Source organism: Paenibacillus sp. cl130, from assembly GCF_900116035.1.
GTDB classification, from domain to species: Bacteria; Bacillota; Bacilli; order Paenibacillales; family Paenibacillaceae; genus Paenibacillus; species Paenibacillus polymyxa_B.
This window is the reverse complement of the sequence record NZ_FOYG01000007.1, coordinates 235,450-261,941: the sequence shown is the minus strand read 5'-3', so window position 1 is coordinate 261,941 and position 26,492 is coordinate 235,450. Positions and strand designations below refer to the sequence as shown.

General features: G+C 45.3%; 26 protein-coding genes. 25 read left to right on the top strand and 1 reads right to left on the bottom strand.

The window, feature by feature from the left end; genetic code table 11:
• Positions 1-586: 586 nt before the first annotated feature.
• The 24 genes from BM358_RS19715 (at position 587) to BM358_RS19605 (ending at position 23,958) form a co-directional block, all read left to right on the top strand.
• A complete protein-coding gene (locus BM358_RS19715) occupies positions 587-2,755 on the top strand; it encodes a hypothetical protein (protein ID WP_023989860.1) in 2,169 nt (722 codons plus the stop codon).
• A gap of 119 nt (positions 2,756-2,874) precedes the next feature.
• Positions 2,875-3,300, top strand: a complete 426-nt coding sequence (locus BM358_RS19710) for a hypothetical protein (RefSeq protein WP_013311475.1) — start codon at positions 2,875-2,877, stop codon at positions 3,298-3,300.
• Between the two features lie 130 nt (positions 3,301-3,430).
• Complete coding sequence (locus BM358_RS19705; protein WP_023989859.1) at positions 3,431-3,880, top strand: J domain-containing protein; 450 nt, start codon at positions 3,431-3,433, stop codon at positions 3,878-3,880.
• A gap of 32 nt (positions 3,881-3,912) precedes the next feature.
• Positions 3,913-4,461 carry an FHA domain-containing protein gene (locus tag BM358_RS19700; protein WP_028542469.1) on the top strand — a complete coding sequence of 183 codons (549 nt, stop codon included), beginning with the start codon at positions 3,913-3,915 and terminating at the stop codon, positions 4,459-4,461.
• A gap of 67 nt (positions 4,462-4,528) precedes the next feature.
• Positions 4,529-5,056 carry an FHA domain-containing protein gene (locus BM358_RS19695; protein WP_028542470.1) on the top strand — a complete coding sequence of 176 codons (528 nt, stop codon included), beginning with the start codon at positions 4,529-4,531 and terminating at the stop codon, positions 5,054-5,056.
• Positions 5,057-5,091: 35 nt separating this feature from the next.
• Entirely contained in the window at positions 5,092-5,922 is an 831-nt protein-coding gene (locus tag BM358_RS19690; protein WP_023989856.1) for a PP2C family protein-serine/threonine phosphatase, read from the top strand.
• A gap of 22 nt (positions 5,923-5,944) precedes the next feature.
• Complete coding sequence (locus BM358_RS19685) at positions 5,945-7,822, top strand: serine/threonine protein phosphatase (protein WP_028542471.1); 1,878 nt, start codon at positions 5,945-5,947, stop codon at positions 7,820-7,822.
• 46 nt (positions 7,823-7,868) lie between these two features.
• A complete protein-coding gene (locus BM358_RS19680; RefSeq protein WP_023989854.1) occupies positions 7,869-9,188 on the top strand; it encodes a hypothetical protein in 1,320 nt (439 codons plus the stop codon).
• The gene (locus tag BM358_RS19675) at positions 9,185-9,874 is read left to right on the top strand and encodes a hypothetical protein (protein ID WP_028542472.1); all 690 of its coding nucleotides are present in this window, start codon (positions 9,185-9,187) and stop codon (positions 9,872-9,874) included. Before BM358_RS19680 ends, BM358_RS19675 begins: the two co-directional genes overlap by 4 nt.
• Before the next feature lie 31 nt (positions 9,875-9,905).
• Positions 9,906-12,557 (top strand): Hsp70 family protein, encoded by a 2,652-nt coding sequence (locus BM358_RS19670; RefSeq protein ID WP_028542473.1) that lies wholly within the window; start codon positions 9,906-9,908, stop codon positions 12,555-12,557.
• A 37-nt stretch (positions 12,558-12,594) separates the two neighbouring features.
• Positions 12,595-13,107 (top strand): RDD family protein, encoded by a 513-nt coding sequence (locus BM358_RS19665; protein ID WP_028542474.1) that lies wholly within the window; start codon positions 12,595-12,597, stop codon positions 13,105-13,107.
• A gap of 60 nt (positions 13,108-13,167) precedes the next feature.
• On the top strand, positions 13,168-13,320 hold the full coding sequence (locus BM358_RS26580; RefSeq protein WP_023989850.1) for a hypothetical protein: 153 nt from the start codon (positions 13,168-13,170) through the stop codon (positions 13,318-13,320).
• 18 nt (positions 13,321-13,338) lie between these two features.
• The gene (locus tag BM358_RS19660) at positions 13,339-14,115 is read left to right on the top strand and encodes a hypothetical protein (RefSeq protein ID WP_023989849.1); all 777 of its coding nucleotides are present in this window, start codon (positions 13,339-13,341) and stop codon (positions 14,113-14,115) included.
• A gap of 25 nt (positions 14,116-14,140) precedes the next feature.
• Positions 14,141-14,740: a hypothetical protein gene (locus BM358_RS19655; protein ID WP_028542475.1), complete on the top strand. Its 600-nt coding sequence runs from the start codon at positions 14,141-14,143 to the stop codon at positions 14,738-14,740.
• Positions 14,737-16,149, top strand: coding sequence for a hypothetical protein (locus BM358_RS19650; RefSeq protein ID WP_023989847.1), 1,413 nt, complete (start codon positions 14,737-14,739; stop codon positions 16,147-16,149). The genes BM358_RS19655 and BM358_RS19650 overlap by 4 nt, the downstream gene beginning before the upstream one ends.
• Complete coding sequence (locus BM358_RS19645; RefSeq protein WP_023989846.1) at positions 16,146-16,793, top strand: hypothetical protein; 648 nt, start codon at positions 16,146-16,148, stop codon at positions 16,791-16,793. The genes BM358_RS19650 and BM358_RS19645 overlap by 4 nt, the downstream gene beginning before the upstream one ends.
• On the top strand, positions 16,775-17,299 hold the full coding sequence (locus BM358_RS19640) for a hypothetical protein (protein WP_028542476.1): 525 nt from the start codon (positions 16,775-16,777) through the stop codon (positions 17,297-17,299). Before BM358_RS19645 ends, BM358_RS19640 begins: the two co-directional genes overlap by 19 nt.
• Before the next feature lie 15 nt (positions 17,300-17,314).
• Positions 17,315-17,707, top strand: coding sequence for a DUF4280 domain-containing protein (locus tag BM358_RS19635; protein WP_023989844.1), 393 nt, complete (start codon positions 17,315-17,317; stop codon positions 17,705-17,707).
• Positions 17,708-17,728: 21 nt separating this feature from the next.
• Positions 17,729-20,542 (top strand): HNH endonuclease, encoded by a 2,814-nt coding sequence (locus BM358_RS19630; protein ID WP_028542477.1) that lies wholly within the window; start codon positions 17,729-17,731, stop codon positions 20,540-20,542.
• Positions 20,533-20,967, top strand: a complete 435-nt coding sequence (locus BM358_RS19625) for an SMI1/KNR4 family protein (protein ID WP_028542478.1) — start codon at positions 20,533-20,535, stop codon at positions 20,965-20,967. The genes BM358_RS19630 and BM358_RS19625 overlap by 10 nt, the downstream gene beginning before the upstream one ends.
• 13 nt (positions 20,968-20,980) lie before the next feature.
• Positions 20,981-21,439, top strand: a complete 459-nt coding sequence (locus BM358_RS19620; protein ID WP_028542479.1) for an SMI1/KNR4 family protein — start codon at positions 20,981-20,983, stop codon at positions 21,437-21,439.
• Between the two features lie 735 nt (positions 21,440-22,174).
• Complete coding sequence (locus BM358_RS19615) at positions 22,175-22,657, top strand: SUKH-3 domain-containing protein (protein WP_028542480.1); 483 nt, start codon at positions 22,175-22,177, stop codon at positions 22,655-22,657.
• A 505-nt stretch (positions 22,658-23,162) separates the two neighbouring features.
• Positions 23,163-23,606, top strand: a complete 444-nt coding sequence (locus BM358_RS19610; RefSeq protein WP_028542481.1) for an SUKH-3 domain-containing protein — start codon at positions 23,163-23,165, stop codon at positions 23,604-23,606.
• A 145-nt stretch (positions 23,607-23,751) separates the two neighbouring features.
• The gene (locus BM358_RS19605) at positions 23,752-23,958 is read left to right on the top strand and encodes a hypothetical protein (RefSeq protein ID WP_028542482.1); all 207 of its coding nucleotides are present in this window, start codon (positions 23,752-23,754) and stop codon (positions 23,956-23,958) included.
• 179 nt (positions 23,959-24,137) lie between these two features.
• Here the strand turns inward: BM358_RS19605 and BM358_RS19600 are convergent, their stop codons facing one another.
• Positions 24,138-25,169: a PocR ligand-binding domain-containing protein gene (locus BM358_RS19600; RefSeq protein WP_028542483.1), complete on the bottom strand. Its 1,032-nt coding sequence runs from the start codon at positions 25,167-25,169 to the stop codon at positions 24,138-24,140.
• Between the two features lie 189 nt (positions 25,170-25,358).
• Between BM358_RS19600 and BM358_RS19595 the strand changes: the two genes are divergently transcribed.
• The gene (locus BM358_RS19595; protein ID WP_028542484.1) at positions 25,359-26,492 is read left to right on the top strand and encodes a glycerol dehydrogenase; all 1,134 of its coding nucleotides are present in this window, start codon (positions 25,359-25,361) and stop codon (positions 26,490-26,492) included.

The following is a 26,492-nucleotide window of genomic DNA, read 5'->3' as shown; positions in this document are numbered from 1 at the left end:
GGGATATAAGGGATAAAGGATCAAAACAGCTGATAAACCTCACATTAGCCATGAATTTGATTCTTTTACGCTTATCAGAAATATCCAATGGACTTCTATCGGTAATTGGGTTCCATTTGTGAATATTTCCCTGAAGAAACAGGTCTAACATATCATGAAAATTACGTATTCACGCATAAAATGAGTCAAAGTGCCCTGTTTCAATCTGAGACTACAGAAATTGACAAAACTGAAGGGTACTTTGTATGATAGCTCTCGTATCAACGGCAAAAATTGGGATTGAAGTTAGGAATACGAAATCATAAATTTAAAATTTCTGTGTTATCTGACTTTTGAATTTGAAAAACATCTCATTTGTATGCTTTGCCGTTAAAAGCCGAATAACGCTTCGGACCGATTTTCGAGGTTACATGCCTGTACCGTAAATGTGGTATAAGCTCAATCCTTTGACGAATTTAAATGTTAAGTAGGGGGGAGGAGGCAAAAGAACTAAAAATGAGTATTCGTCCGTTTCAAATTGGACATCCCGTGTCCGTATATGGAGCAATGGACCTATAACTCATACTTTATTCATTTGCCGACAGCGATGGAAATCATTTATCAAACCAACCGTACAATGCTTTTTGAAGAGATTAACCCGGAAAAGCTGGACCTGATCACCATTGTAGGTGATGTGAAGGGTATTGACAGCTTGAGCGATGAAAAGATCAAGGAAATTAATCAGCACCTTCTGGTGCGCAGCTTTGACGAATTTTTGGATAAGTTTTCACCAACCGTGTATTCGTTTTTTAACGCGGCCAATCAAAAAGTCGTCTACACCCTTAAAAAGCCAGAGGGAATTGATGAGGATAGCATTTCTGAAATTCGTGTAAATCAAAGTAATGACTTTCTGAAAATGTTGTTTACGCTCATCGATACCAAGCGCAGTCAAGGAATTACAAATGTAGATTTCAAATTTGAAAATCTGCTGGATATGATTTCACCGAAAAAGGTCATGGATGATATTCGTCAAGTCCGCAAAGAGATTCACTATATGTATGGTGAATACGACAAGCTGGATGATGGCGATCCAAAGAAACTCGACATGGGTGACAAGCTGAATGGAATGTTCGAGGAAGCGAGTCAGAACTATAACAATGTTATGGCTATGCTCCCACTGGCAATTGAGGACATCAAAACCCGCCTTCTGCTCGGTGGCGCCCAAGAGGAAAACTCCGGCGAGCTGATTCAGGTGGGTATGCTCTCCATTGGGGAAAGCGGCGAACTGAAAATTATTGAAGCGCCGAAGAGCGACAGTACTGAGCTGATGTTATTGGATGAGAACAGCACTGGCGATCTCTCCCAAGTATTCGAAGAGGATTATAACTCCATCACAGATACGCCTTCTGACTATGTCAAGGATTTGGTGGTTCGCACGTTTGTGCCACTGCCGGCAGTTCAGACCAAGGTGGATACAGCGGTTGAAGTTCAAAACTACAACACGTATCTGGAGTTCTATAAAAATGCCAAGGACGATTTCGTAAAGGCGGTTAAGCCGCTTGTGGAGAAAATTCTCGGTGTCAAAATGTTCTTCGATCAATATGCAACGAAGAGCAAAGGCATGCTGCCGACAATGCTGGTGGCGAACAACAAGCTGGACATGCTGGTGAAAAGCAGCAATATCCCGCGCCTGGAAACATACCTGAACACTGTGAATGCTAAGAATGAATTCAGCGACACGATCTGGTTCGGTATCGTTCCATCCGTCGAGCTGGAAGCAGCCGGTAAGGTAAAAGTTTCACGTGAACGCTTCAAGGGTAACGAGAAGGTCGTTAAGCAGGGCGGAAATTCTATGGAATCGCTCTCGATGCTGCTGCAAGTCGTGAAGGATTACAAAATTCAAATGTTCTTTAACTTTGAATCCGGTGAAGAAACGACTTTCAACAGTATGGCGACAGCAGGTATCGACAAATATGTCGATAAATGTGCCAGTCTCGTTCGCAGAGAATATAGCGAATTTGCCATTCCTTGTGTACCGAACTTTACGATTATTCCGAAGGACAAATCGGGGGTCATTATCGACAGCAAAATGCTACAGACCGAAGACGGTGTACAGCTCTCTAAGGAGAAAGAGGATATTCTCAAGCTGTGGATCGAGGGCGTTTATGTGGGTGCAGCCTATGTTGCCGCCGGCTTGGTCGCTTCCTATCAGTGTCCTGAATACCTGCGTGAGACGTTCAAAACGGTCAATAAGAACTTCCCTGGCGTACGCTTCGACATTGAAGCGGGAGACAACAGTCTGCGCACGGTGACGACGATGGCCAAGGAAATCACCGGTTTCACCAACACGATCAAGGATGCCATCAACCGTAAAAACTTCGGCTTTGTATTCTCGTCGGAGAATGCTCAGATTCAGGATAAGGATATCCGCCGGATTACCGTCTACAAGGCGAGAAGCATGGCGATGTCCGAGGACGGTTTTGACTCCATCTACAAGACGCTGGTCAGCACGTACATTGAACGTATTTTGCGCTACCAGACAGGGGACTTCAAACACGAAAATATCGTCCGCTTCTTCAGTAACAATCCGAGCAGTCAGAAGAGCAAGTGGCTGAGCAGCAGAGGATCTGTTAACTCGATCATTCAGGACGGAGACGATATGAGCTTCATTATTGATGAGAAAAGCAATATGTGCCATATCGATCTGGTCTTCAACGGTAATGTGAAGAACCTGGAAGTCATGATCACTAAGGGAACCAGCTCGGTCAAATCATGATCCGAGCACTACGAAAGATGTTAGAGGTGTTTCTATCCAGAACCGCCTTTATACATAAATCGCGGAGAAGCTCTGCATCTCCCGCCATCATATTACCTAATTTCAAGGAGGCAACACACATGGGATTCAGATTGAAAGTAGAAGGACAAGAAACAATCGAGCTGGGCTTGGATAACATCCAAACGGTTATTTATGACACCGATACACCGGACGATTCCAATGCACGCTCCACTGACGTAGGCTCCACGCTGCGCATCAGCGGCAAAATCATCACAGCAGTAGATGGTGACAGCGCGGATGACACGCTGAAACTGGCTCTGTGGTCTCTGGTTCCTGCTGAAAAAGCAGACAGCTACCGTAAAGTAACACTGGAAGTTATCGCAGCTGATCAAGTTGTGCGTAAAATCCACTTCCCGAATGCTTTCGTTGTAGACTACAACGAGCACTTCGGCGACACAGAAGGTGTAGGTGCATTTACACTCTACATCAAACAAAAGAAAGACAAAACCGAGCTGGCTACAATCGACGGCGGATATCCGGTTTAAGCTTAACGTCTTCACGTTAAGTGCAGCTTAAACACACACTCACCCGGCACACAAGTGCAGGGTGGATAAATATTAAGAGGCCTACGGGTCTCTTAATATTTATTTTTTTCGGAGAGGGGAACATCACACAATGACCAACTACTATGAGCTGCTCGGTGTCAGCCGGGATGCTTCGGAGGCAGAGATTAAGCAGGCTTACCGTAAACTGGCCAAAAAGTATCATCCTGATACCAACCAGGGAAGCGAGGAAGCAACGCGCAAGTTCAAGCTAATTCACGAGGCTTACAATACCTTGCGTGACGAAGCATTGCGGCAGGCATACGATGCCGAGCTCATCCGAAAAACTGAGGGAGCTGGCGGGGAACAGCGAGAGAGAGGCAGAGGGGCTGCATCCTCCGGCGGTGCGCGTACGGCAGCCAAAGGATTCAATCCAGCTGATATAGGAACTGATTTTGAGCAATTTTTTGGTTTTCATCCGAAAACGAAGGAGGGCTCACCAGGGAAAAAAACGAAAAAAACCGGTGATCCGACGGATACCTCAGCGATGTTTAACCAATTTTTCGGTATTCGTAAAAAGTGATGATTTCAGGATAGAAATGGGGGAAGCAAGCAGTGAAAACGGCGCAGAACAGATGGGTTTTCATCATAGATGTTGCCATGTTCGGGCTGATGCTGGCGATCGCCTTTTATGTGTTTAATCGTACAGGCTACAGCGGTTTGAAAACCGTGGTCGCGATAGGTATTGGAATCGGCGTGCTTGTATACATATTGCGCAATCTGGTGTCCGTTGTACCCGTGGCCAAGCCAAAGGCACAACGTCATCGGATTGCCAAGCTGGTGTTGATTGATGAAGAGGGCGAGTCCATTAAAGAATGGTATATCGAAGGCGAAACGTCGCTCTTAATCGGTAAAACAACGTCACGTTCAGAGGCGGATATTGATTTGGTAGGTACAGACTATGCCTCCCTGGTAAGTGTGGAGCATGCGGTACTTAACCGGGTGAACAGCGACTGGTTTGTGGAGGATGTGGATTCCGGTAATGGTACAGGCTTGCGGTCTGCCAACGAAAGTGTAACCAAGAAGTTGGAAAGCGGTGAGCCATACCGGATTTACTCAGGTGACTTATTATATATTGCCAATACGAGACTGCTCGTTAAATAGATGAGGATGCTGCAAAATCCTTAGATCGCTGAAAAGACAATTATGACAATGGGGGAAGGAACCGACTATGAGTTTGACAAGATGCCCGAACGGACACATGTTCAGTACACGAAAGCACGGAAATACGTGTCCTTATTGCAACACGGTAGTAAATATAGCTGCACCCAAGAGCGCGGAGCCAGCGGCGAAAACAAACGTCGCAGGAGATAATGACAAAACAATGCCGTATTTGGGTGAGACGGTGGGCATTCATCCGGTAACTGGATGGCTGGTATGTATCGAAGGAGCACAGGTGGGTCAGGACTATCGCATTATGGCGGAGAAAAACTTTATCGGGCGCGCAGAGGAAATGCATGTCCGCATTATCGGGGACAACACGATTTCCCGCAGAAATCATGCGGTTATTGTTTATGATCCGAAGAAACGTAACTTTTACTTGCTGCCAGGCGATTCATCAGGTTTGGCGTACCACAATAACGAGGCGGTATATTCACCAGCAGAGCTGGCTGCCTATGACGTGATTCAGCTGGGACACAGCAAATTTATCTTTATCCCGCTGTGTGGCGCCCATTTTGAGTGGGATAACGAAAACTAGGACGGAATTGGGCAATGGTGCAGGGAGGTAACGATATGCAGCCTTATTTTGTTGTAAGTGGAGCTGCGGTACTATTCGCTGTTCTGCTCATGATCCGTATACGACTGACGCGAATTTCCGGCAGCCGTACCGTGAGTGGAATTGAGATCGGAAATGGTCAAACGATCGGGAGCCGGAGCGAGCAGGATGATTATTTCTCCAGTATGACGACACCTGTCGGTACGCTGGCTGTTGTCGCAGACGGTATTAGCGGACTGGCCAATGGACGTATGTCCAGTACCTTGGCTGTGACGACTTTTACGAAGGCGTTTGCCAAGCTGGAAGATGCAACGAATTTGAACGGATATTTTGCAGAGGCGGCAACTCAAAGCAATCGCGGCATTTTGCAAAATTTGAATGGACAGGGCGGAGGAACGACGCTGGCTGCGGTCATTGTGTGCGGTTATCAGCTGTATTACGGAGCGGTGGGCGACAGCCTGATTACGATTTACCGTAATGGTCATTTCCAAACAGTCAATTCCAAGCATACAGCGGAAACACTGCTGGAGGAACGAGTGCTTGCTGGACAAATGACCTCGGAGGAAGCCAAAACGAGTCCAGTGCGTAATCAACTGGTCAACTACTTGGGCTATGAGGGCTTTGAGAGCATGGAGCTGGGTAGTGCACCGATTCGTCTGTATTCGGGCGATCATGTGCTGCTGTGCAGCGATGGCATTCAGGAGGCGCTGACGGAGATTGAACTGGAAGAGATTATGCGCAAGGGTGGAACACCACAGGAAACAGCGGATGCCATGATCGACGCCATTAATGATAAGGGCTTTAAAAGTCAGGATAATGCAACAGTACTTATTTTGGCGATAGGATGAAACAAGAAAGACGGGGGTAGCGATGCGCAAGGACAACAGCGATTTTAGTACCGCCTTTGTGTCGGAAGCGGGCTCTTACATAGACAACCGGGACTATTTTGCATTCATGGAGACGGACGACATGGCCTGTTATGTCCTCGCAGACGGTCTGGATTCGGATCAGGAGCTGCGCAGCGCAGAAATGGTTGTCAAAACGGTGCTGGAAAACTTCATGGAGAAGCCTTCCATGTCCAAACGGCGCTTGATGAGAGATCTGCGTGAAGCGCAGGATTGGCTGCAATTTGAAAGCCGTCGTGTTCGGCTCAAAGCCAGTCTGCTGATGGTAGTGACCAACTACAACAAAATGGTGTATGTTTCGTGCGGTAATGTGCGACTATATCATTTTCGCAATGGAAGGCTTAATTTTCGCAGTAAGGATCATAGCCTGGCTCAGTCATTGGCAGATGATGGACGCATTCCAGACGAAGCGACCAGCACACATGAGGAACGAGGCAATCTGCTGGAATACTTGGGAAATCCCAATGGAGTTCATGCCCATTACGCCAAAAAGACGCAGCTTGCAGATGGAGATGTAATCCTGCTCGCTACGTCAGGGATGTGGGAGGACGTCGAGTTGGCGGAAATGCTGGGAGCACTAGAGGAAGCGAAGGACCCGGTCATGCTGACGGATACATTGGAAGAGGTTCTGCTAAGCAAACAGCACCGGACGGTGAATAATTACACGGCAGCGGCCATTTATGTAAATAAAGTTTTTCAGGAAAAGCCTAAAAACCGCCGTAAGCTGATCAAACGGATTTTGATTGCGTTGCTTGTCTTTATTGTTGTGGGCGGGGGAGCATGGATTACGCTGGCTCGTATGGCTGCGAATAAGGCAGCTGCACTGGAAACGATGATCGAATCAGCCCAAGCCGCAGACGATTATGCAAGGACAGGAGATTATGCGAAGGCGCTTAAGTCCTACAGCGAAGCGAAAAACGCGGCGGTTAAAATTAACGATAAGATTCATAAGCGACTGTATACAGCCGAACAGAAACTATCTCAATTGCTGGTGGACGGAGACGGCTACGTGGAAAAGGCGGACTTTACCAAAGCTGAAGCCAGTTACGAGAAAGCACGGAAAAGCGCCGGGCTATATCCACCGTTTAATGTGAAGGATATTGAGCATAAAATCGATCAATTGGACAGCTATACCGAGACAGCGAGCTGGATGAAGGACGGAGATTTAAAATTTCAGGGCGGCGATTACACGAATGCGCTTAAGCTATACAAGAAAGCAAACAAGGCTGCGATGGAATCCGGTTATACGTCCGCGCAAAAAGAACTGGAGAAGAAAATTACCGAGGCCAACGATAAATTGACAGCTATTCAGCAGCAGCTCAAGGAGATTCAAGCTGGAAAACTTCAGGCCAAAGGGGATCGGATGATGAAGGATCTCGATTATGAAGGGGCCATTGATGCCTATAGCGGGGCACAGGAAATTTATCAGGAGATCGATAAGCTCGAAAGTGTTCTGGCATTGGAGCGGAGCATAGCCAAGGCGGAAGAAAAGCAGAGCGCGGAGCAGCAGAAAAACGGTCAGCTTCCTGCTGCATTGGGATTGTCTGACGGAGCGTTGAACGACACGGACGCAGGGGACGCAGCGGGTGGAGCTTCATCTTCCGCTGCTGCAATCCCTGCTGCAGAATCGCAAACGAAGGCTGCGCCAACGGCTTCAGCGGGAACTACACCTGCGAAGAAGGAAGCCTCTTCGGCTGCAAAGAGCATGAGCACAGGCGATGGAACTGCCCCTTCGGCCAAGGTGGATACCAACAAAGAGCAAGGAACTGCTGATTCTGCTTCTAAAGCAGCAGGGGCGTCTGATTCAGAGAACCAAGATCGGGCTGCTGCGAACGGAAGTTAAGTTTTTCATGTTCAATGAAGCTGGAGCCGGAAAGGAGTGAGACGTCGTGAAAGAGCTGGTACAAGACCGTTTGAGCAAGATGGACGATTTAGAGCAGAGACGTTTACTGAAAAATATGATGGCGGGGGTATTTATGAACCTCGTCGAATATCAGGAAGAAATGACCCGCCAGCTAGAACGGCGGGTATTTGAGGAAATTGAGAATACGGAAGAAAAGATTGATGTGTACGTGTCATTGACATCGCGTGAGGACTATGACCCGATTCATGAATTTTTATATCCTGTGTTACCGTCTGATACGGAAGAAAAGCAGATGGACATCAGCCGTGTGGCAGAGGTGGTACGCGAAGGCGGTGCGATGCCGCTGTTTACGCTTTTTCTTGAGATGGAGACCGAACGAATCTCAGCGCTGGTGCGCAGCAAGCGAATTTTCTCAGGAATGTTGGTCACGGAAACCGGCAATTATCCGATTCGTTTTCGTTTGGAGCATAACCGTTCTTATATTTTGGAGATTGAGCAGTTATATCATACCTTTATGCAAAATGGCATGCCGTGGAAAACAATTAATCACCCATACGCTTATAAGTTTGTGGACTGTGTATTGATTGGTGGAGACGGCGAGCCGGCTGCCCATGAAGAAATTCATGAAATTACAATTTCATTGGAGGAATTCGATGTTTTTAAGAAGGGCGACGTTTTTCCTCTTTGGAACATTGAAAGGCTATCTCTAAAGAACAGCGGTTTTCCTATACCCGCTATGGATCGTGTGAATTATGAGCATGTGCTGCCTTTGCGAAAAACAGGTCCTGAGCATGGTTATTTGATTGACGGGACTGAAGGTGATATCCGGTATATCAAGCGTACAGAAGAGGAACTGACGATTGTCACACCACGTGATAAGTCTGGCGAATGGAATGTGTTGAAGGTTACGAAGCCTGTTACAACGAGACTTAGTCGTCAGACTTATCCGTTATTGTCCAATCGGCGACAGGACAGCTTTTTGGGCCGCTATGCAGGAAAACAGGCCGTGATTGTCCGTGCCAAAGCGGAAATCATGCGCATCGTAAACTCGTTTGAAGCAGCGCAGGGGCTGGAGCTGGAACGTGTGGACATCTGGGGAGGTGCAGGGAGAAATGATGTAAGCAACCTGTTAACCAAAACCCAGACGTATCCATTAAATCCGTTTGTCAGCGATAACGTACGGACAGAGGAAGGCAAGCAGATCATGCGTTTGGGGTTCAGGCGTGGTTCTGACGATGTTTTGCCCACCGCGCCTGCTTATATTTTATCCGATTTAATGAGCTTTCTGGTATCGGAAGTGCAGATGTATTTTCCGGAGTACAAGTGTGAAGGAGAATGGGTGTGAATTACGTCTGGGATTTGCTCATGCGCGCGAGGGAACAGGGGCTGGATGTAGATAAATTCCGCTTCGTACCCGCTGTCAGCTACTCTCCGTATATGGAGCTTAGTCTGGCAGAGTTGAATACTTCCCATTTGGAGCAGGTAGTGGAAATAAATCCGTACTACCGCTTTTATTCTATATTTCGGGATCTGTTTCCACCGGATGCTGAAGAGTATCTGGAGCTGAGAGAATCGCTATTTGATATTATGATGCATTTTCTGGCGGAAATGGACTTGTATCAAGGGATGAATCGGCGGGAGTACCATATCCGGTTTGTTCGGCGTGATATTGCAGAGGGCATTTTTGGCCCGAAGGTAAAGGAAGGCTTTGGACAATTAAACCGTGAGGATCAGGACGCGATTGCTGAAGGACTGCTGCGCCTGTATGAGACGGGAGAAGCCGTACATCTGCTAAAAGAAACGATGCGGCGCGTCTTTCATCGCTCAATCATTTACACCAATTGTGAGGAAAAAGACGAACTGCTCATCTATATCGGCCAAGAGGAGACACCGTTGTCACGGATTAAAGTGGATTTGATTCTGGATTTGTTTCTTCCGGCACGTTTTACGACGGAATTGTATTGGACAAGTCATTTCGGCATTTTAGAGGAAGATCCTACGATGAAAATAGACGCTATCGCCCTCTATTAAGGCTAAATGGCTAAGAAAGGACATGTGAACGATGAACGGACCCTATACATACAGGTTGCTAGACCCGCTCACCGATCGAAAAAGCATACGCTTCACGGCGAAATACACGCGGGCGGAATTGGAACAAATGACGACCTTTCAGTTACGCGGAATATGCGATAAGGAACGACTGGTCGAGGGCTTTGCCAATCGCTTGGCGCGTGAAGAATTGATTCGCGTGATTTTGCGATTTCGGAGCGCGGAAGAGCATTTACTCATCACAAGGCCGAACCCTGGCGGTTTTGAACGCATGGAATCGGCTCTACAGCGAAACTGGAACGACCGTCGGCAGGAGAGCAGCGGTATCCGGGTTCCCGCTAAAATCACGCTGTATCAGGGTGTACGCACAGGTCGCATGGACAACTACCGGATCGAATCCGATTTGCCCTGGCTGAGCTCATCTAATGTGCTGCTGGTGAATGCGACAGGAGAACTGTGCGGTGTTTTGAATTTGGTGAAGGATGAGGGACGAACAGGCGTATATTATCTTTCTCGTCATCGCGACGCTGAACTGCGAGAGACGTCCAATCATAGTTATAGCCTGCTATTTCTGCGAAGACAGGAATCAGAATATTTTTATAACCTCTACTATGGAGATAAGCCGATGCTGCCGCTGAAGCTTCAAGGTCACCGGGTTCCGGTGGCAGAGCTGATCATTCGAGGCACGGAAACTACAGATGCGGTACTTGCGATTGATTTTGGCACCTCTAACACCACAGCAGGTGCTTATTTGGATAGTTCCTACGTTACGGCCCCTGATACAGGTATGAGCAGCACAGTAAGGCTGAACGCCATCAATTATGTGTCATTCCCCGGCCCAGAAGGGGCAGAAGGCGACTGGATCGAAGTATTGCCGACTGCTATTCGCGTCGCAGACTGCTCCAATCCGGAACATATCCTTTATGTATTTGGGGAGGATGCATTACGTGGATCTGACGTGGCAGGCAGCCGTGCGACAGTATTACGGGGAATCAAGCGGTGGGTCAACGACTACAAGCGAATCGAGGAATTAATGGATTCCGAGGGGAATACAGCAACTGCCTCCCGCAGCGATATTTTAGCTGCTTTTATCCGTTATGTGATTGCTACAGCCGAGCAGCAATTTAAGTGTCGGTTCCGCAATCTGCACTTTTCTGCTCCGGTCAAGCTGCAGCCCCAATTTATAGAGATGTTTAGCGATATTTTGCCTGATTACCGGATTGAAGCGGAGGATGCGTTGGACGAAGGGCTGGCGGTGCTGTACAACACGCTGGCAGACCAGATGGAACGAGGGACTTTTGCGGACGGTGAGGAGTACCAGGCACTTGTCATTGATTGTGGTGGAGGCACGACAGATTTGTCTTCCTGCCGATTCCGAATTGAGGACGGACGTATTGCTTACAAGCTGGATATTCACACAACGTATGAAAATGGGGATACCAATTTTGGCGGCAACAATCTGACGTATCGGATTATGCAGTTTATGAAAATTGTATTTGCAGGTTATTATGCTGCCGAGACTCGTTTGCCTGACACCGATATTGATGCCCTGATCGGCATTCCTTCGGGAGATTTGTACCGTCATGTGGATGAGTTTGGTGTAGATGCTGTATATGCGGGACTGGAGGAACGCTACCGTGAGGCAGAGGCCATCTTGCCTACCGCGTTCAAACAGTATGAGCATGCTACACGGGATGAATATCAGCGGGTACTGAGTAATTTTCATCTGTTGTGGAGCGCGGCAGAAAATATGAAAAAGGAATTTTTTCTACGTACGGGGATCTTGCGCAGCCGCTTCGAATCCGAGCAGGTATTATCTGCTGAAAGCGACCTGAACATTGCAGTGATGGATCGTTGGCTGGTTTCAGTCATCGAGAACGGACGGTTTCGTGATGAATATGGTTTGCCTGATGTGGTGTTTAACATTCGGGAGATACAGCAACTTCTTAAGGCAGACATCTACAATATTGTGCGCAAGTTTCTGGATGATTTTTATCTGGAGGGGCGCTTGCAGGATTATTCGATTATCAAGCTAACCGGGCAGTCCTGCCGGATTGACGTATTTCGCGAAGCACTCAAGGAATTTGTACCAGGGCGCAGTATTGAGTTTCGTCAAAAGGCAGAGGACCTCAGCCGGGTACCTGAGTTGAAAATGGCCTGTCTGCGCGGGGCTATCCGTTACCTGAACGCTAAAAAAATGGGCACGATTGAGCCTGTCATTACCAATCATATTCCGGCTATTCCGTATACGGTCAGCGCATGGACACATACGGGACGCGAGAAGGAGCTGATTGCGAGTTTGGAGAGCAACCGGGTACGCGGTTCTATTTCCCGGCCGTCTCATGCGGCTGAGGTGGAGTTCTTCCTGACGGCCGACGGTGGCAAGCTGCGTCAGCGCCATGTGTATCGTAGTCGGCCAGAAGCTTTTGAACCCATGCCGTATGAGGAAATTGCCGTGTTGTATGGGCGGGATATCCCGCAAGATGATACGGACTCCATCCGCAATGAGGAAACGAAATATTTTGTTTTTGTCGGGGATAGCCGATGGGGCTTTTATGTAGTCCCGATTACCCGTCGAGATGAATTGTTGCATCTGGGTCCCAAACGCTTTTTTGCCTTCGAAAATGATCTCTCCGAGCTGGATTTCTTTGACGGCACGAAATAATTGAATAAGAAAAGTAAACACATTTGGAGGGGACAGCATGCTGTATGCGGGTTTTTGGAAACGCACCTTAGCTTATATCATCGATAGCCTTATTCTATGGTTTGTATTTTTAATAATAGGATTGATCTGGATTGTAATTCGGGCCTTAGGGGATTGGATACCGTCTCCAGCAGAAAGCTCTTTGCTCTCAGACGGATCGCCTTATATTTTTACAATGAAAACAATAGGACAGACCTTGCTGAATTGGGGGGCTATATGGCTATATTATGCGCTTATGGAATCATCCAAATGCAAAGCCACGGTGGGCAAGCTGGCTCTCGGCATCGTTGTGGTAGATGAGTTTAATCACAAGCTCAGCTTTGGACGTGCAAGTGCCCGCTACTGGAGTAAGCTTATATCGGTCATCATTTTGTTCGTCGGCTTTATCATGGCAGCCTTTACGGCGAGAAAACAGGCCCTCCACGATCTAATCGCCCGTACCTATGTTGTGGACAAACGCGAGCTGGACTATATCCTTCGTGAGCAGGCTCAACGGGGAGCCGGGATGTAAAGGTGGATAAATAGATTCTAAGATTATTATGAACCGTAGTTTTCAATCAGGGGGAGCACGATGGATATACGCAGATTTTTAGAAAAGAATATTCGCCTATTTACTGGACTACTTGGAGTAAGTAAAGCTCAACCCATTGATGATGCAGTTCCTGTTCCGCCTCCTGCACCCGGTGTGAATCGGCTATCTGTTCCCCTAAATAAAGAAGAATAGGGAAAGGAGGGGAGTACCATGTTAACGCATATCGTTCCTAAGTTTGAGAAGGGCCGTATTCTTAAAACCGAGATGCTGGAGAACCTGCGAGACTACCCTCGCAGTTTTCTGGATATCCGGTATCAGGATTTTTCGGATGGCATTATTACCGGAATGAACGTAACTGTAGGGGAGTACACGCTGACCATTGGTAGAGGCATCGTGAAGCACAAGGACAGACTATACCTGCTGGAGCAGGAGCAGGAAGTGCCGTATGCGGCCACGGGGCGGCTGTCGGTGTTGAAGCTGCTCTTTTTGGAACAAACAGATCGCCCGGATTTCACAGCCCATCATGCAGATATCGTGCTGGAGGATGAGGCAGAGATCGGTCTGGATGAGATGGAGCTGGGCCGATTCAAGCTCAAAGATGGAGCCGTGCTTCGCTCGGATTATCAGGATTTTGCTGACATGGCTACCGAATTCAATACATGGAGCGATATTTATGCTCCTTTTGCGGGTTTGAAGCAGAGTACATTGCGCCCGGAAACGATGCGCTACTTCGCATCCGAACTGCTTAAAAGTGGTGCCACAGATCCGATGGATTGTATGTTTGCGCTTATGTGCCTGAACCTGGAAGCCGTGGACAGAGAATCTATCCAGCATTACATTGCAAACCGAAATGGTGCGGAATACAGAGATTATTCTCATGCTCAGTTGCATAGACAGCTAGTTCTTATTCTAGAAGGCGCCGGACGTGGAAAACGAACAGCAGGCCGTTGGCAGGGCGGCGGAGCAGGACGGATGATTGTGGATTAGAAAATCAGGTAGAGGAGTGTGCATTATGAAATATGAGGATGAAAAGATTTTGGATCGGCTCCGTGAGATGGAGAAGCTGAAGAGGTCTAACAATATTTTAGCAGGACCCATAATCATTAACGGTCAATCCTATGTGTTTGAAGAGCGATCTTTTTTTGAGGATCGGCTGAAAATGCATGTCCCCTCTATCTTTACTCCAATGCCCAAGCATTTACAAAAGATCAAATATCCTCATGAGCAACGTCCAGAAATGATTTTGACGAATGACTTGGGCAGTGTGGATGTTACCCTGAATCGGGTGGACCAGACGTTACAAGATGAATGGGTGGAGCAGCTCACTTCTGGCATGAAGGCCATGATGAAAAATATGAATCCTGCCCACGTATTTTATGAAGAAAAAATAGAAGAGATACATGGTAAGCAGATTGGCTATTTTGACTTTAAAAGTCCTGCGCTGGACCAGCCGATCTACCACAATATGTTCTACTTTGAGCTGGAAGGAAAGACGGTCATGGGAACATTTTGTTGTCCGTATAAGCAGTATGCTGAATGGCGGGATGTCGTCCTACAGATGATTCGTACCATTCAAACGGTTGACGAGGCAGAAAAGGAGGGATATGAATGAGTAACCCCATTTACACCACAGCAGATGTTCAGGTGGCCCCTTATCAGTTTCAGCGTGTATTAAGTATCCATCTCATTAAACAGTTAAACGAACATGTGAGCTTCTGCATACGTGGAATTGTTTCGGAGGACAAGCTGGATCAATACGTAGAAAAAGCGGATGAAGATGAGCACATCGAAGTCTTTTTAAAGAGTGAAGGCAAGGAGATCCGGTTTTTTCAGGGAATTGTCACGAATATTGCTGTAAAAGCTGTAAACGGAGTACGCGAGCTTACGATTGAGGCTAGCAGTGAAACCTTAATGATGGACATTCGCCCTAAACGTCGTTCATTCCAAAAAACAGGAGAGTCGTATAACAAACTGTTTTCGCATGTTACAAGTTCATATACTGATGCAGAAGTGATTGATGAGGCTTCTCATGGCGCAGCTATCGGTGAATTATTAGTGCAATACAATGAAACGGACTGGGCTTTTGTCAAAAGAATTGCTTCTCGGCTACATGCTGCTTTAATTCCAATTACGATGCAACAAGGACTGAAATATGTGATTGGTGTCCCCCATTCTAGTGCCCCTCAACCGCTGAACGAACATAACTATTCCATAAAAAAAGACTTGAAGGAGCACAAGCTCATGTCCCGCAACGGACTGCCGGAATATGGCGAGTCTAACAGCTTGAGCTATGAAGTGACCAGCAACAAAGTGCTAGAACTCGGTAGTTCCGTCATTTTTCATAAAAGAACTCTTTACATAGCCAAGGCGGAAACGACCACAGAAGGAAATCTGATCGTGAATCGTTACATTTTACGAGATGCACATGGGTTAAAATGCCCAACCGTCTATGCCTATGATCTGTCAGGAGCCTCTCTGTTTGGCAAGGTGATTGATATTTCCAAAGAAAAAGTGAAAATCAAGCTGGAAATTGATCAAGACTCGACTGCATCCGGGGCTATGTGGTTTCCCTATTCTACGGTTTATTCTTCTCCTGATGGCAGCGGCTGGTATGTTATGCCAGAAGCAGGGGATCAAATTCGTCTGTACTTTCCGGATGAACGGGAGCAGCATGCTTTTGCCGCCAGTTCTGTCGATCTTGCCTCCTCTGATCCGGTTAAAAGGAGTGATCCTGCGGTCAAAAGTATCAGCACCAAGTACGGCAAACAAGTCGTTTTCAAGCCTGGTGCAGTAGAAATTATCAACAGTGGGCAAATGCTCATGCGTCTCACGGATGAAGGCGGGATTGAAATTAATAGTAACAAAAAAATAACCCTGTCTGCTCAGGAAGATATCCAAATTACAGGGGGAGCGAAAATTATTATGGAGGGGAAAGAAGGCGTAAGTTTTATTCAATCCGGAGCCAAACTCGACATCATGGACGATGTGAGATTAACCGGGGGTAAGGTGAACATTGAATGAAGCTCATGGATCGGGATGCTGCGTTGCAGGATTTGCTGGAAAAGCACGTATTTACGGAATGGCTACATGATTTGGCACTTATTGAAAACAACTTTCTGGCACGGCAGCAAGCCATTGAAGAGGAGCTTTTAGCAGCTTTAGAGTCGCTATGCCAGCTCGCTACCCTTCAGCACGAGCAAGGTCGCAAGGGGGATATTCGATATATTTATATCTCCTTGCTCAGAACCCGTGTTATGAAAAATAGAGCGGTTTATCGTATAGACGCCTATGATGAGAATTGGTTTCTGGATGAGGCTGAATGCGCTGTGGAATGGTCGGCAAACTTTGTTTTCGAGCCTCTGTTCAATCGCATGGCTAAGCTGGAAAAGCTCAAGTCCGATTATGCCCGTAAGATTACGACGATGGATATTGAGCAAATTCAACAAATTGAAGCGGTTAAATACCATCTGCTCACCGTTGAGTTTCTGAAAAGTCAGATGCCCGCCTTCGTTGCTTCCCCTTCACTAGAAAGGTTGCCGAAAGCTGACATATGCACGATATTTGCCGGAGAGTATCGAGATGATAGCGAAATATTGTGCCGTTTTACGCATAGTGAGGGAGCCGAGACACGAGAGGGGGAATCTTCATGGATTATTTCCTCTTAAAGCAGGATGTGCGGTATACCAATGTTCCTACGCTACAAAAGGTGATGGAAACGATTGATCCGTGGAAGCTGTATGATTTGCAGCCGGAGGATATTGTCAAGCCATTGATGTTTCACGTGAAGGCAGATGCAGAAAGTATTTTTATTGATTATCTAGAAGGTCCCATTCCTCTTATTTCAGATGCTTTAAAGCGTCTTGTCCAGGCCTATGTGCCGGAGATGCCTATGAAATTAACGATACTTACTCAGATCGAACAGAGGATACAGAAGAATTACTATATTCCTTTTGTGGAGCGGCTCACAGCTGTACATCCGGAAAGTGAATGGAATTTGGATCAAAGTGTGTTTCGAAAGCTGGTATTACAAGCAGATGCTATTCGGAGCCACAAGATATTTACAATCCAGGAGAGTGCTATCCCGATGATCATCGTCCGTTTAGACGTGGCGGAAAGTATATTGCGGCGTGATTACACAGGGATCGCTTTGGAGCAAGTCGAGGTGAAATAGGGAGGGAAAGGGTACATGTCAGACAATGAGTATTATGTCGTACGGGGGGCCTGTATGCGTTGCACTTGCGGGACCCATCCTCGAAAGATCAATTTGCCGAACAGCCACGGGGCTTTTGTTAATGGTAAACCCATGATGAATGAAGGAGATTATTCTCCTGAAAATGTCCCTCATTTTGGAATTTGTAATAGTCCGGAACAGCCGAGTGCCGAAACTATTTATCTGATCGCCGAAGATGGCTCTACTATTTCTGGAAAGCCATGCCTGCCGATGCTGACGGATAAGTGGAAAAACACAAAAGAACAGACAAAGGTGGAAGGCCAGCCAGCCTTGACGACCTCTTCATTTCAGACTTGTTTATATCATGGATTTATCGAATTTCATACGAATGGCCAGCAGGAGGAGTAGCTGGAAGGGAGGTTTGAAAACATGATAGGATATGATCAGATTCGAATAGATTCCCCCTACCCCATTCAGGTCTTAAAGGATGTTCAGATCGAGTGGAAGCCGAGTGAGCATGGGCGTATTACACTCACAGGCATTTGTAAGGAGTCGAGTCATGCCACGGCTGCGCTGGATGCGACCTCAGAGGATCAGCTACATGTGTATGCGCAGAATGGACAAGAAGAAATCAGCTTGTTTAAGGGTGTCGTCCATACGGTGGAAGTTGAGAACCATAATGGAGTATATACACTTACACTGGAAGGAATCAGTGGCTCATTTGAGCTGGATATTGTCAAAAGAAAGCGGTCTTTTCCTGAGGAAAAACAAACATATAGACAGTTAGTGCATAAGCTTGCTCAAGGCTATGAGCAAAGTGATGTCTTGTTCCAGACCGGAGAGCAGTCGGTAGGCGAAGCCATTTTACAATATGATGAAACCGATTGGGAGCTTATGAAACGGATGGCGAGCCGTTTACATACAGTGGTGGTCAGCGACATATGGGAGTCCGCAGCGCCGAAGCTGTATTTCGGCATGCCTGCTGGCACCCAACGAACGATTCGGAAGGATACGCCTTATACGGCAAGTAAAGATTTAAAGGGCTATCAGTGGGCAGGCGGAACGTCAGCCGGGCTACATGATACCGACTTTTTCAAATACGAGATCGAAAGCGGAGAACGGTATGCTCTTGGAGACGAGGTGCAATTTCGCCAGAAAACAATGATTGTAACTGAATTGCGAAGCCGCATGGAAAAGGGGCATTTGCTATTCAGTTATGTGTTGGCCCGCGCGGAGGGCATTCGCAGTGATTTCATCCCCAATCCCAAAACAATCGGAATTTCTCTGGAAGGAGAGGTCCTCGCGGTACGGGGAGAGGAAGTGAAGCTGCGGCTGACGATTGATAAGGATGATGGGGTATCCGAGCCGCATTGGTATCCATTCGCTCCCCCAACGGGAAGTGCGATGTACAGTATGCCGAAGGTGGGAACACAGGCAAGCCTGTATTTTCCAGATGCGTCTGGTTCCAGAGCAATGATTTTGGGTGCGGTTCGTACAAATGGAGACGGTTGCGCGAAAACGAGTAATCCCAATGATCGATATTTTGGTACGGAGCATGGAAGTGAGCTGAAAATGGCACCGGGTCGCATCCATATCATGGGTGATCCGGGTGGGACATTGCAGATGAGTCTGGACGATGCTACTGGGATTGAAATAACTAGTCCCAAAAAGCTAACACTAGAAGCAGAGCAGGAAATCATTCTGAATACGCCGAAGAAAATCATTATTGACGGAACCAGTCAGGTCATGGCGTACCAGACGGGAGGAAGCACGGGGCTTTCGGTAGAGAACGAATACCACGTGTTGGGAGGAAATGTATGGGCGGACGGTAGCGACCGAACCGCGTACCCGCCGTTCGACGATGAGCCGAAGGAAGGGCAGCCACCTCCACCGCCGCCACCCCCTGAACCGTTTAACTGGGGCAAGCTGGGGATGAATATTTTGGGCGGTTTGGCGGTTGTCGCAGCCGTAGCCGTGGTAGCAGCCATTACGGTAGCGACGCTTGGAGCGGGTACGGTGGTCATTGCGGCGGTAGCCGGAGGAGCACTGCTGGCGGGTGGTTTGGGCGTAGCGAGTTTGGCGGCATCGGATATCGCTCGAGGGGAAGTGAGCGACTTTAGTGACTATGCCCTGACCGGCTTAAAAGAAGCGGGGATCGGGGCAGTGTCTGGAGCGATCTTTGGTCCACTCGGTGTAGGAGGAACGTTGCTAAGAAAAGCAGCGATCGGCGGTGTAACAAATGCCGCGGAAAATTTGGCGAGTCAGGTGCTAAGTGGTGAAAAGATCAACTGGGGCTCAGTAGCAAAAGACGCAGGACTGGGTTTTGTCACCGTAGGCGTACTGGATTCCAAAGTAGGCAAGGCCATCGGCGGATTCGCGGAAAAGGTAGGCAGCAAGGTTACACCGCAATGGATTAGCAAAGGTGTAGATGCAGTCGGGGCAGGCTTTGGCAAAGCTCTAACCAAGCTGGAGCAGTCCGGCAGTAAACTGGGTCAGAAGTTCAATGAGCAACTAAGTAAAATGGCAGACGGCCTCAGCCCCGGGAAGTTGGCCACAGCCAACGGAGCGCCAGTTCCGCACGTTAATAAGATGGACAGCGGACCACTTCCACAGACGGATGTGCAGAAGAATTACAACAAGGTCATGAAGGAAATGGAAGAGAGCGCGGCGAAAAAGGTTGAGGGAACGGGGAAAGTATCCCAAGCTAAACAGCAAGAAGCTTATGAGAAGGCTATGGAAGAAGCAGCTAGAAAGCAACCTCCATATACTAGGAAACCTAACACGCCAAGAAACTATAAAAAGAAAGTTCGCAATGAGGATGGTACAACCTCTTACACTTTTACTTCTGTAAAAAATGGTAATAATTACCTAGTTGCGTATGATAAAGAAGGCTTCCCTATGTTTGATTCAAAATATGATCTTTCTTTACCTGAAAAATATTACTTAGAGCCGGATAGTGTACAATTTGAATATCTTTCAAAAAAGCTATATGATGATATAGCTAAAAATCCAAAACTTGCTGAAAAATTCAGCGCAGATGAATTAGCCTTATTAAAAGAAGGCAAAGTTCCAAAAACTTTAACTTGGCATCATCATCAAGATCCAGGAAAAATGCAAGTAGTTGATTATTTTGAACATCAAGCTGCAGGACATACCGGTGGAAGAGCGGTTTGGGGTGGCGGAAAACCAGGTAGAACGGGGAAACTGAAAAATAAAATACTGGAGATGTTAATATGGGATTGAAAAAATGGCTTTTTGCAGAGGGGCCAGTCGATGACGCTACTATAGCTGCAACTGAGCAACTTTTTCAAGTGACTTTCCCTCAAGATTATAAGGAATGCGTTAAAAATTTTAATGGTGGTTATCCCGTACCTAATAACTTTGATTATGATAACGGCGCACAAGGAGTATTTAATGATTTGATTAGCTTTACCAATAGCGAGCTAAATATTACAATGTTTCGTGAGTTTGCACAGGATTCTTTCACCAAAGGAATTATTCCTTTTGGGAGAGACCCATTTGGCAACTTACTTGGTTTTGATTATCGCTTTAATAAAGAAGTTCCGTTAATTATATTCTTTGATCATGAAGAGATAGGGGAAGAAGCTATAACACCTGTCTGTGATACTTTTACGGAGTTACTTGATAAATTGTATTCTATAGAATAGTGGGTGGGATTTTATGAATATAGAATTTGAATTTTCATTTAAACCAATTAAAAATCAAGAATTAGAAACTTTTGAAGAAACGTTTAATCTTATCTTGCCAAATGATTATAAGAATTTTTTACTGTGTCATAATGGAGGTAAGACTGTTCGAAGAAGATTTGAAACAAAAGATAAGACAATAACATCGTCAATTATGTTATTTCTTCCACTAAGTAAAGAAACGGAGAATAATTTAGAATATTACTATGAAAAATATAATATTGGGAAAATAATTCCTTCTAATTTTATCCCTTTTGGTGTAGATCCTGCAGATAGTCTTATATGTCTTTCTATAAATGGAGAGGACCAAGGAACAGTCTATTTCTGCGATTTGGATTATATTGAGGAGGACAACGGGTTAAAGCAAGAATTTATTAAATTAGTATCCCAAAGTTTTAGCGAGTTTGTAAATTCACTCTTCAAGCCAGATTAATTCTAAAATATAGTAAGTCCCTAATATGGAATAGGACTCTCTAAAGTCCAAAATTCCCTTTAGGGCTTTTTTTTTACTCTAGCTGCTACCTTGGGGGTGGTGAGGAGATGGCGCAATGTCAACGGTAGCTCCGATTACAGTCACAACACGACCATAAATGGTGTCACTACAGTGAAGGAAATAGTGATATCGCTAAAGTTAGACAAGTGATCTGTCCCAGCCTCGGAGCGAGCTTTGGCAAAGATGTAAACAAGCTGGAGCAGACCGGCAGCTAACTGGGTCAGAAATTTAAATGGACAACAGAGCCTCTGTTCCATCGGTTCCACACGTTAATAAGATGGACAGCGTACGACTTCCACAGACAGATATGCAGAAGAATTACAATAAGGTCATGAGTTATAAGTTTACGCAAGAAGAAGCGGATTAGCTTGCTAAAAAGGTCTTGTCAAAGTTCATAAAGATTCAAAGTAGTGCTCTAAAGATAGCAAGCTGTTACCGTCGATAGAAAAATAGGTAGCATTGATATTAGATTTAGTGGGAAATCGGGACAGAAAGGGTTGGGAAAGCAAACAATTAAAGAACACGGTAAAATTCCTGTATCTAACCTATTGCGTAGATAGATAAGAACTGTGTTGAGTTTAATGCAACTAATCATCTGTTGATAAAAGAATTAAATCTAGAGGATTTGGCACTATGGATTATTTATTTGAATTGTATTTAAGGAAAAAATAAATAATGGAGGGAAACATTTTTAAGAGCGAAAAGATTAAAAAATACTTCAAGGAAAATGGTTGGTATGAAGGAAGGAAAATTGATATATCACTTTATAAGGACATGTATCAAAAGTACAATATTACGCCAAATCCCTTAGCATTAAATATATTGGGGGAATTTGGAGGTATAAATTTGAAATTACCATCCAAAGGCTCGAATTATTATACATCTTTAATACTTGATCCAAGTGAAGGCGAGGTAACATTCGAAGAGTTAAAAGAATTTGAAGAAATAATTGGTGAGAAGTTGACACCTTTAGGTTTCTTTCCTAGAAGTACACTCGATATTTATATTTCAGACTCAGATAAATTTTATTTTGCTGGTTCATATGAATTTATGTATATTGTTTTTATAGGTTTCGATTTTTATGAAATGTTAGAAGTTTATTTTAACAAGGAATATCTAGACCAAGATAAATTCCCTAATTTATTTCCTGAGGATTAATTTATAGTACTGTAGATCAAATATAAAATAGCCTACGTACTACCACGAAAGTAGAATATACTGAATTAATACGATTAATAAAAGCTAATAACTTAGCCACAGACTTACTCCACTCGAAATTTGAGTTGAGGTAAGTCTTTTTTTGCAAACCGTATCAAAAGCTAGAAGTAGCAGAGAAATAATCGATTACAATTTAGTAGCGAAAGTTGCGAAAATGGATAAAGGCATACTTTCATAGACTGAGGCTTTTAGAGTGTTGCTGCGAGAGTTGTCAGTAAATATACAGTATAAACAAAACTTGTAGTTAGACAAGGCGCATAGTACAAAATTAATAATATTTATTTCTAATAATAGTGTTTTATGTAGGGAAAATGAATATTCATTTTAGAGTTCGGAGATAACATTTATGAAGCACTAGATACTTAAAAAATGCAAGGAAACATTTAAGGACTTTATGGTTGATAATGGTAATTTAAATGATAAATAAACTGAGTGAGGTTAACATATGACTTTTTCGCAAAGAACTATTAATGTTTTAAAAGATGCTGGTTGGTATTCTGAAAGAAAAGTAGAGACCAGCTCAACAATAAACTTTTTAGAAAAAAAAGGATTTGAAGTATTTGATCCTGCTAAAGAGGCATTTGAACATTTCGGAGGACTAGAGTATTCAGTACCTAGTGACGAATCAGATGACTTTCAGATAGGTCCTGAATTTTTAAGGGAAGGAATCGAAAGGAAACACTATCGCAGGTATGAAACGATAATTGGAGAAGAGCTAGTTGTAATCGGATTGGCATATGACGATAATGCAACTATGTTTATGTCTAAGACAGGAAAAGTATACGGTATCATGGACGATTATTATATTTGGAAATTTGGCAATAATATATATGAAGCTATGAATAATTTATGTGAGAGTAAAGAAGTAAAGGTAATTAGTGAGGAATGAAGCTAAGTATTTAACAAAGTCAACTAAGCAATAAATAACTTCATTTTTAATAAACTTTTAAAGCTTATTCCGTTTTGAATCAATGGGGGAATAGGCTTTTCTGTATACCCAAAATAAAAATGGAAAGGAACTACATGGAGAAGAAATGGCGATAGTAAAAGTAATTTTGCCAATCTCAAGTATTGCTTTTTTTAAGGGCGCGGGAATTAAGGTTATCATACTTATCGGTGCAGCTTGTGCAGGTATGTTTGGTGTAATAGGCAAGTTTTTTGCCAAATTATTTCGTAAGAAAAAATCGGAATCCATGCACAATGAAACGAACGCTCAGGATCAGTCTGAAACACTACAGTAAAGAAAAAGAACACTCCAACATAAAATTGCTGATAAAAAGGGGATGGTGATTGAGCGCAAATCACCATCTCTTGCAGCTTGAGAAGCACACCAGGACATAAGTAGCTGAGCAGAACTAATTTACATGAACAGATGATCATGGAGACGATAGACCCGTGAATCATCTGTTTTTCGTTTATTTTATCCCTTGTAATACTTTCGGTACACCGCGGGCGTTGTGCCTTCATATTTTTTGAATATTTTAATGAAATATCCCGGCTCATTGAAGCCGAGCTCGCTACTGATCTGAGATACAGGAATATCTGTAGCTTCGAGCAATTGCTTCGCCCATTTAATCTTCAGGCGGGAAAGATAGATGGAAAAGTTCTCCCCCGTTTCCTTGGCAAACAGCCGACTAAAATAGCTTGGGCTAATGTGGCACAAGTCAGCCATGGCTTTGAGAGAAAAAGTTTCACCCTTGTGCTGAAAAATATATTCAAAGGCGGGTTTTAGTACGGGATTTCCACACGGAATATCCACATCTCCTGAGGAATTCAGATAGGCATCTGCTAAGAAATTATTCATTTCTTTCTTAAGGCTTTCGATATGCTCCAGCGAGTAGCCAGGAAGGATCTCGGACAACTGCGGAGTGGACTGTGTGGCCGACGCCTTCTCGAACATTTCTGCGAGAAGATTTTTGTTCATGGCTTCTTCAACAATATAATTACACAATAAGGATAACATGTTGGAGATCGTCTGAATTTCCTGATAGGTCATGGATGGCAGATCGGCGTAGTCGTTCTTAAGTTCCTCCCATTTGGAACTGTACAGTTTTTCATTTTTTGACGTGAGGATTTGCTCCAGCTGTAAGGCGCTCGAAGGATCGGCTAAGCGGACCTGACCTGCCATGACGGCGCCGATGTACTTATCGTCAATAATGATCGGTACCGCGATGTCGACGATGTCATAATGACAGAGATAAATATAAGGTTTGTTGGAACGCACCGCTTCAAGTCCACCGCGAGAGTCACATTTTTGGCAGTAGGGAAGGAGACTCTCATCCTGGCGAACCTTCTTGCAGAACGATTGGCATTGGCTGTGGCTAGTTACGGGATTCCCTTTATAATCGACGGTGAGAATGGCTAATTTGGTAACGGATGCTAATGAATCCTGCAACTGCTCCCACTTTTTCAAATCAAAGATTTTCTGGATGCTCAAATGTTCACGTATCAAGATTCTCATCCCTTAATGGTAAATTATCCTGTAAGCGATAACAAAAAAGTACAATTTGTGATCTTCAGTGCAAAAAAATACGATTGTAGATTATAATATATTCCTTGATTCCTCCAATGTAAAGTTTACATGGTTCGGTTATAGTTTTAATCAGAACGAAGCCAACACAATCATAAGGAGGAATTATAGATGAGAAAAGCTTTTATCAGCCCAAGCAAATATGTACAAGGTGAAAACGAATTGTTGAATTTGGGTTACTATGTGAGCACCTTCGGCAAATCCGCTTTACTGATTGCGCATCCTGCCGATGTGGCGCGGGTAAAAGATAAGCTTGATTCCACTTTGGATAAATATAACGTGACCTTTATTGAAAGCGGTTTTATGGGTGAGTGTTCCAGACAGGAAGTGTCTAGACTTCAGGAAATTGCTACTGCGAATGGATGCGATTGTATCGTAGGTCTCGGCGGTGGGAAAGCGATCGACGCGGCGAAATGCGTGGCCCAAGGGGAAGCGCTTATCATCTGTCCGACGATTGCTGCGACGGATGCACCGACAAGTCACTCGGCCGTTCTTTACACCCCGGAAGGCGCTTTCGACGATTACGCCTATTTTAAGCAAAGTCCGAGTGTCGTATTAGTCGACACCACCGTAATTGCCAATGCACCAACCCGATTCCTCGTATCAGGCATGGGTGATGCACTGTCGACTTACTTTGAAGCCCGTGCGACCTCCCGTTCTTACTCCAGGGTCAATGCCGGACTGCCTAACGGAGTACGCGAAGGACAGTGTGCGCCAACAGTAGGTACAAATGCGGCGATTGCACTTGCAACGCTATGTTATGAAATGCTGTTGAAAGACGGTACCAAAGCAAAAGCGGCATGTGATGAAAACCAAGTTACGCAAGCACTCGAAAATATCATTGAAACTAATATTTTACTCTCAGGCCTCGGCTTCGAGAGCGGCGGACTTGCGGCGGCCCATGCGATTCATGATGGACTCACGATTTTGGAAGGCACGCATCATTATTATCATGGAGAGAAAGTTGCATTCGGCACGATCGCACAGCTGGTGCTCGAAAACGCACCGACGGAAGAATTACATCAGGTACTTGATTTCTGTTTAGCCGTCGGTTTACCGGTCTGCTTGGCTGATATTGGCGTCGATCATATCAGCCAGGAAGAACTCATGGAAGTAGCTGCAAAGGCCTGCATTCTGGAGGAATCGATTCATTCCATGCCGTTTTCGGTCACAGTGGAGCAGGTTGCAGCGGCAATCGCTGCGGCCGACCGTATCGGGAGCCAGTACAAAGCGGAGGTAAAGTAG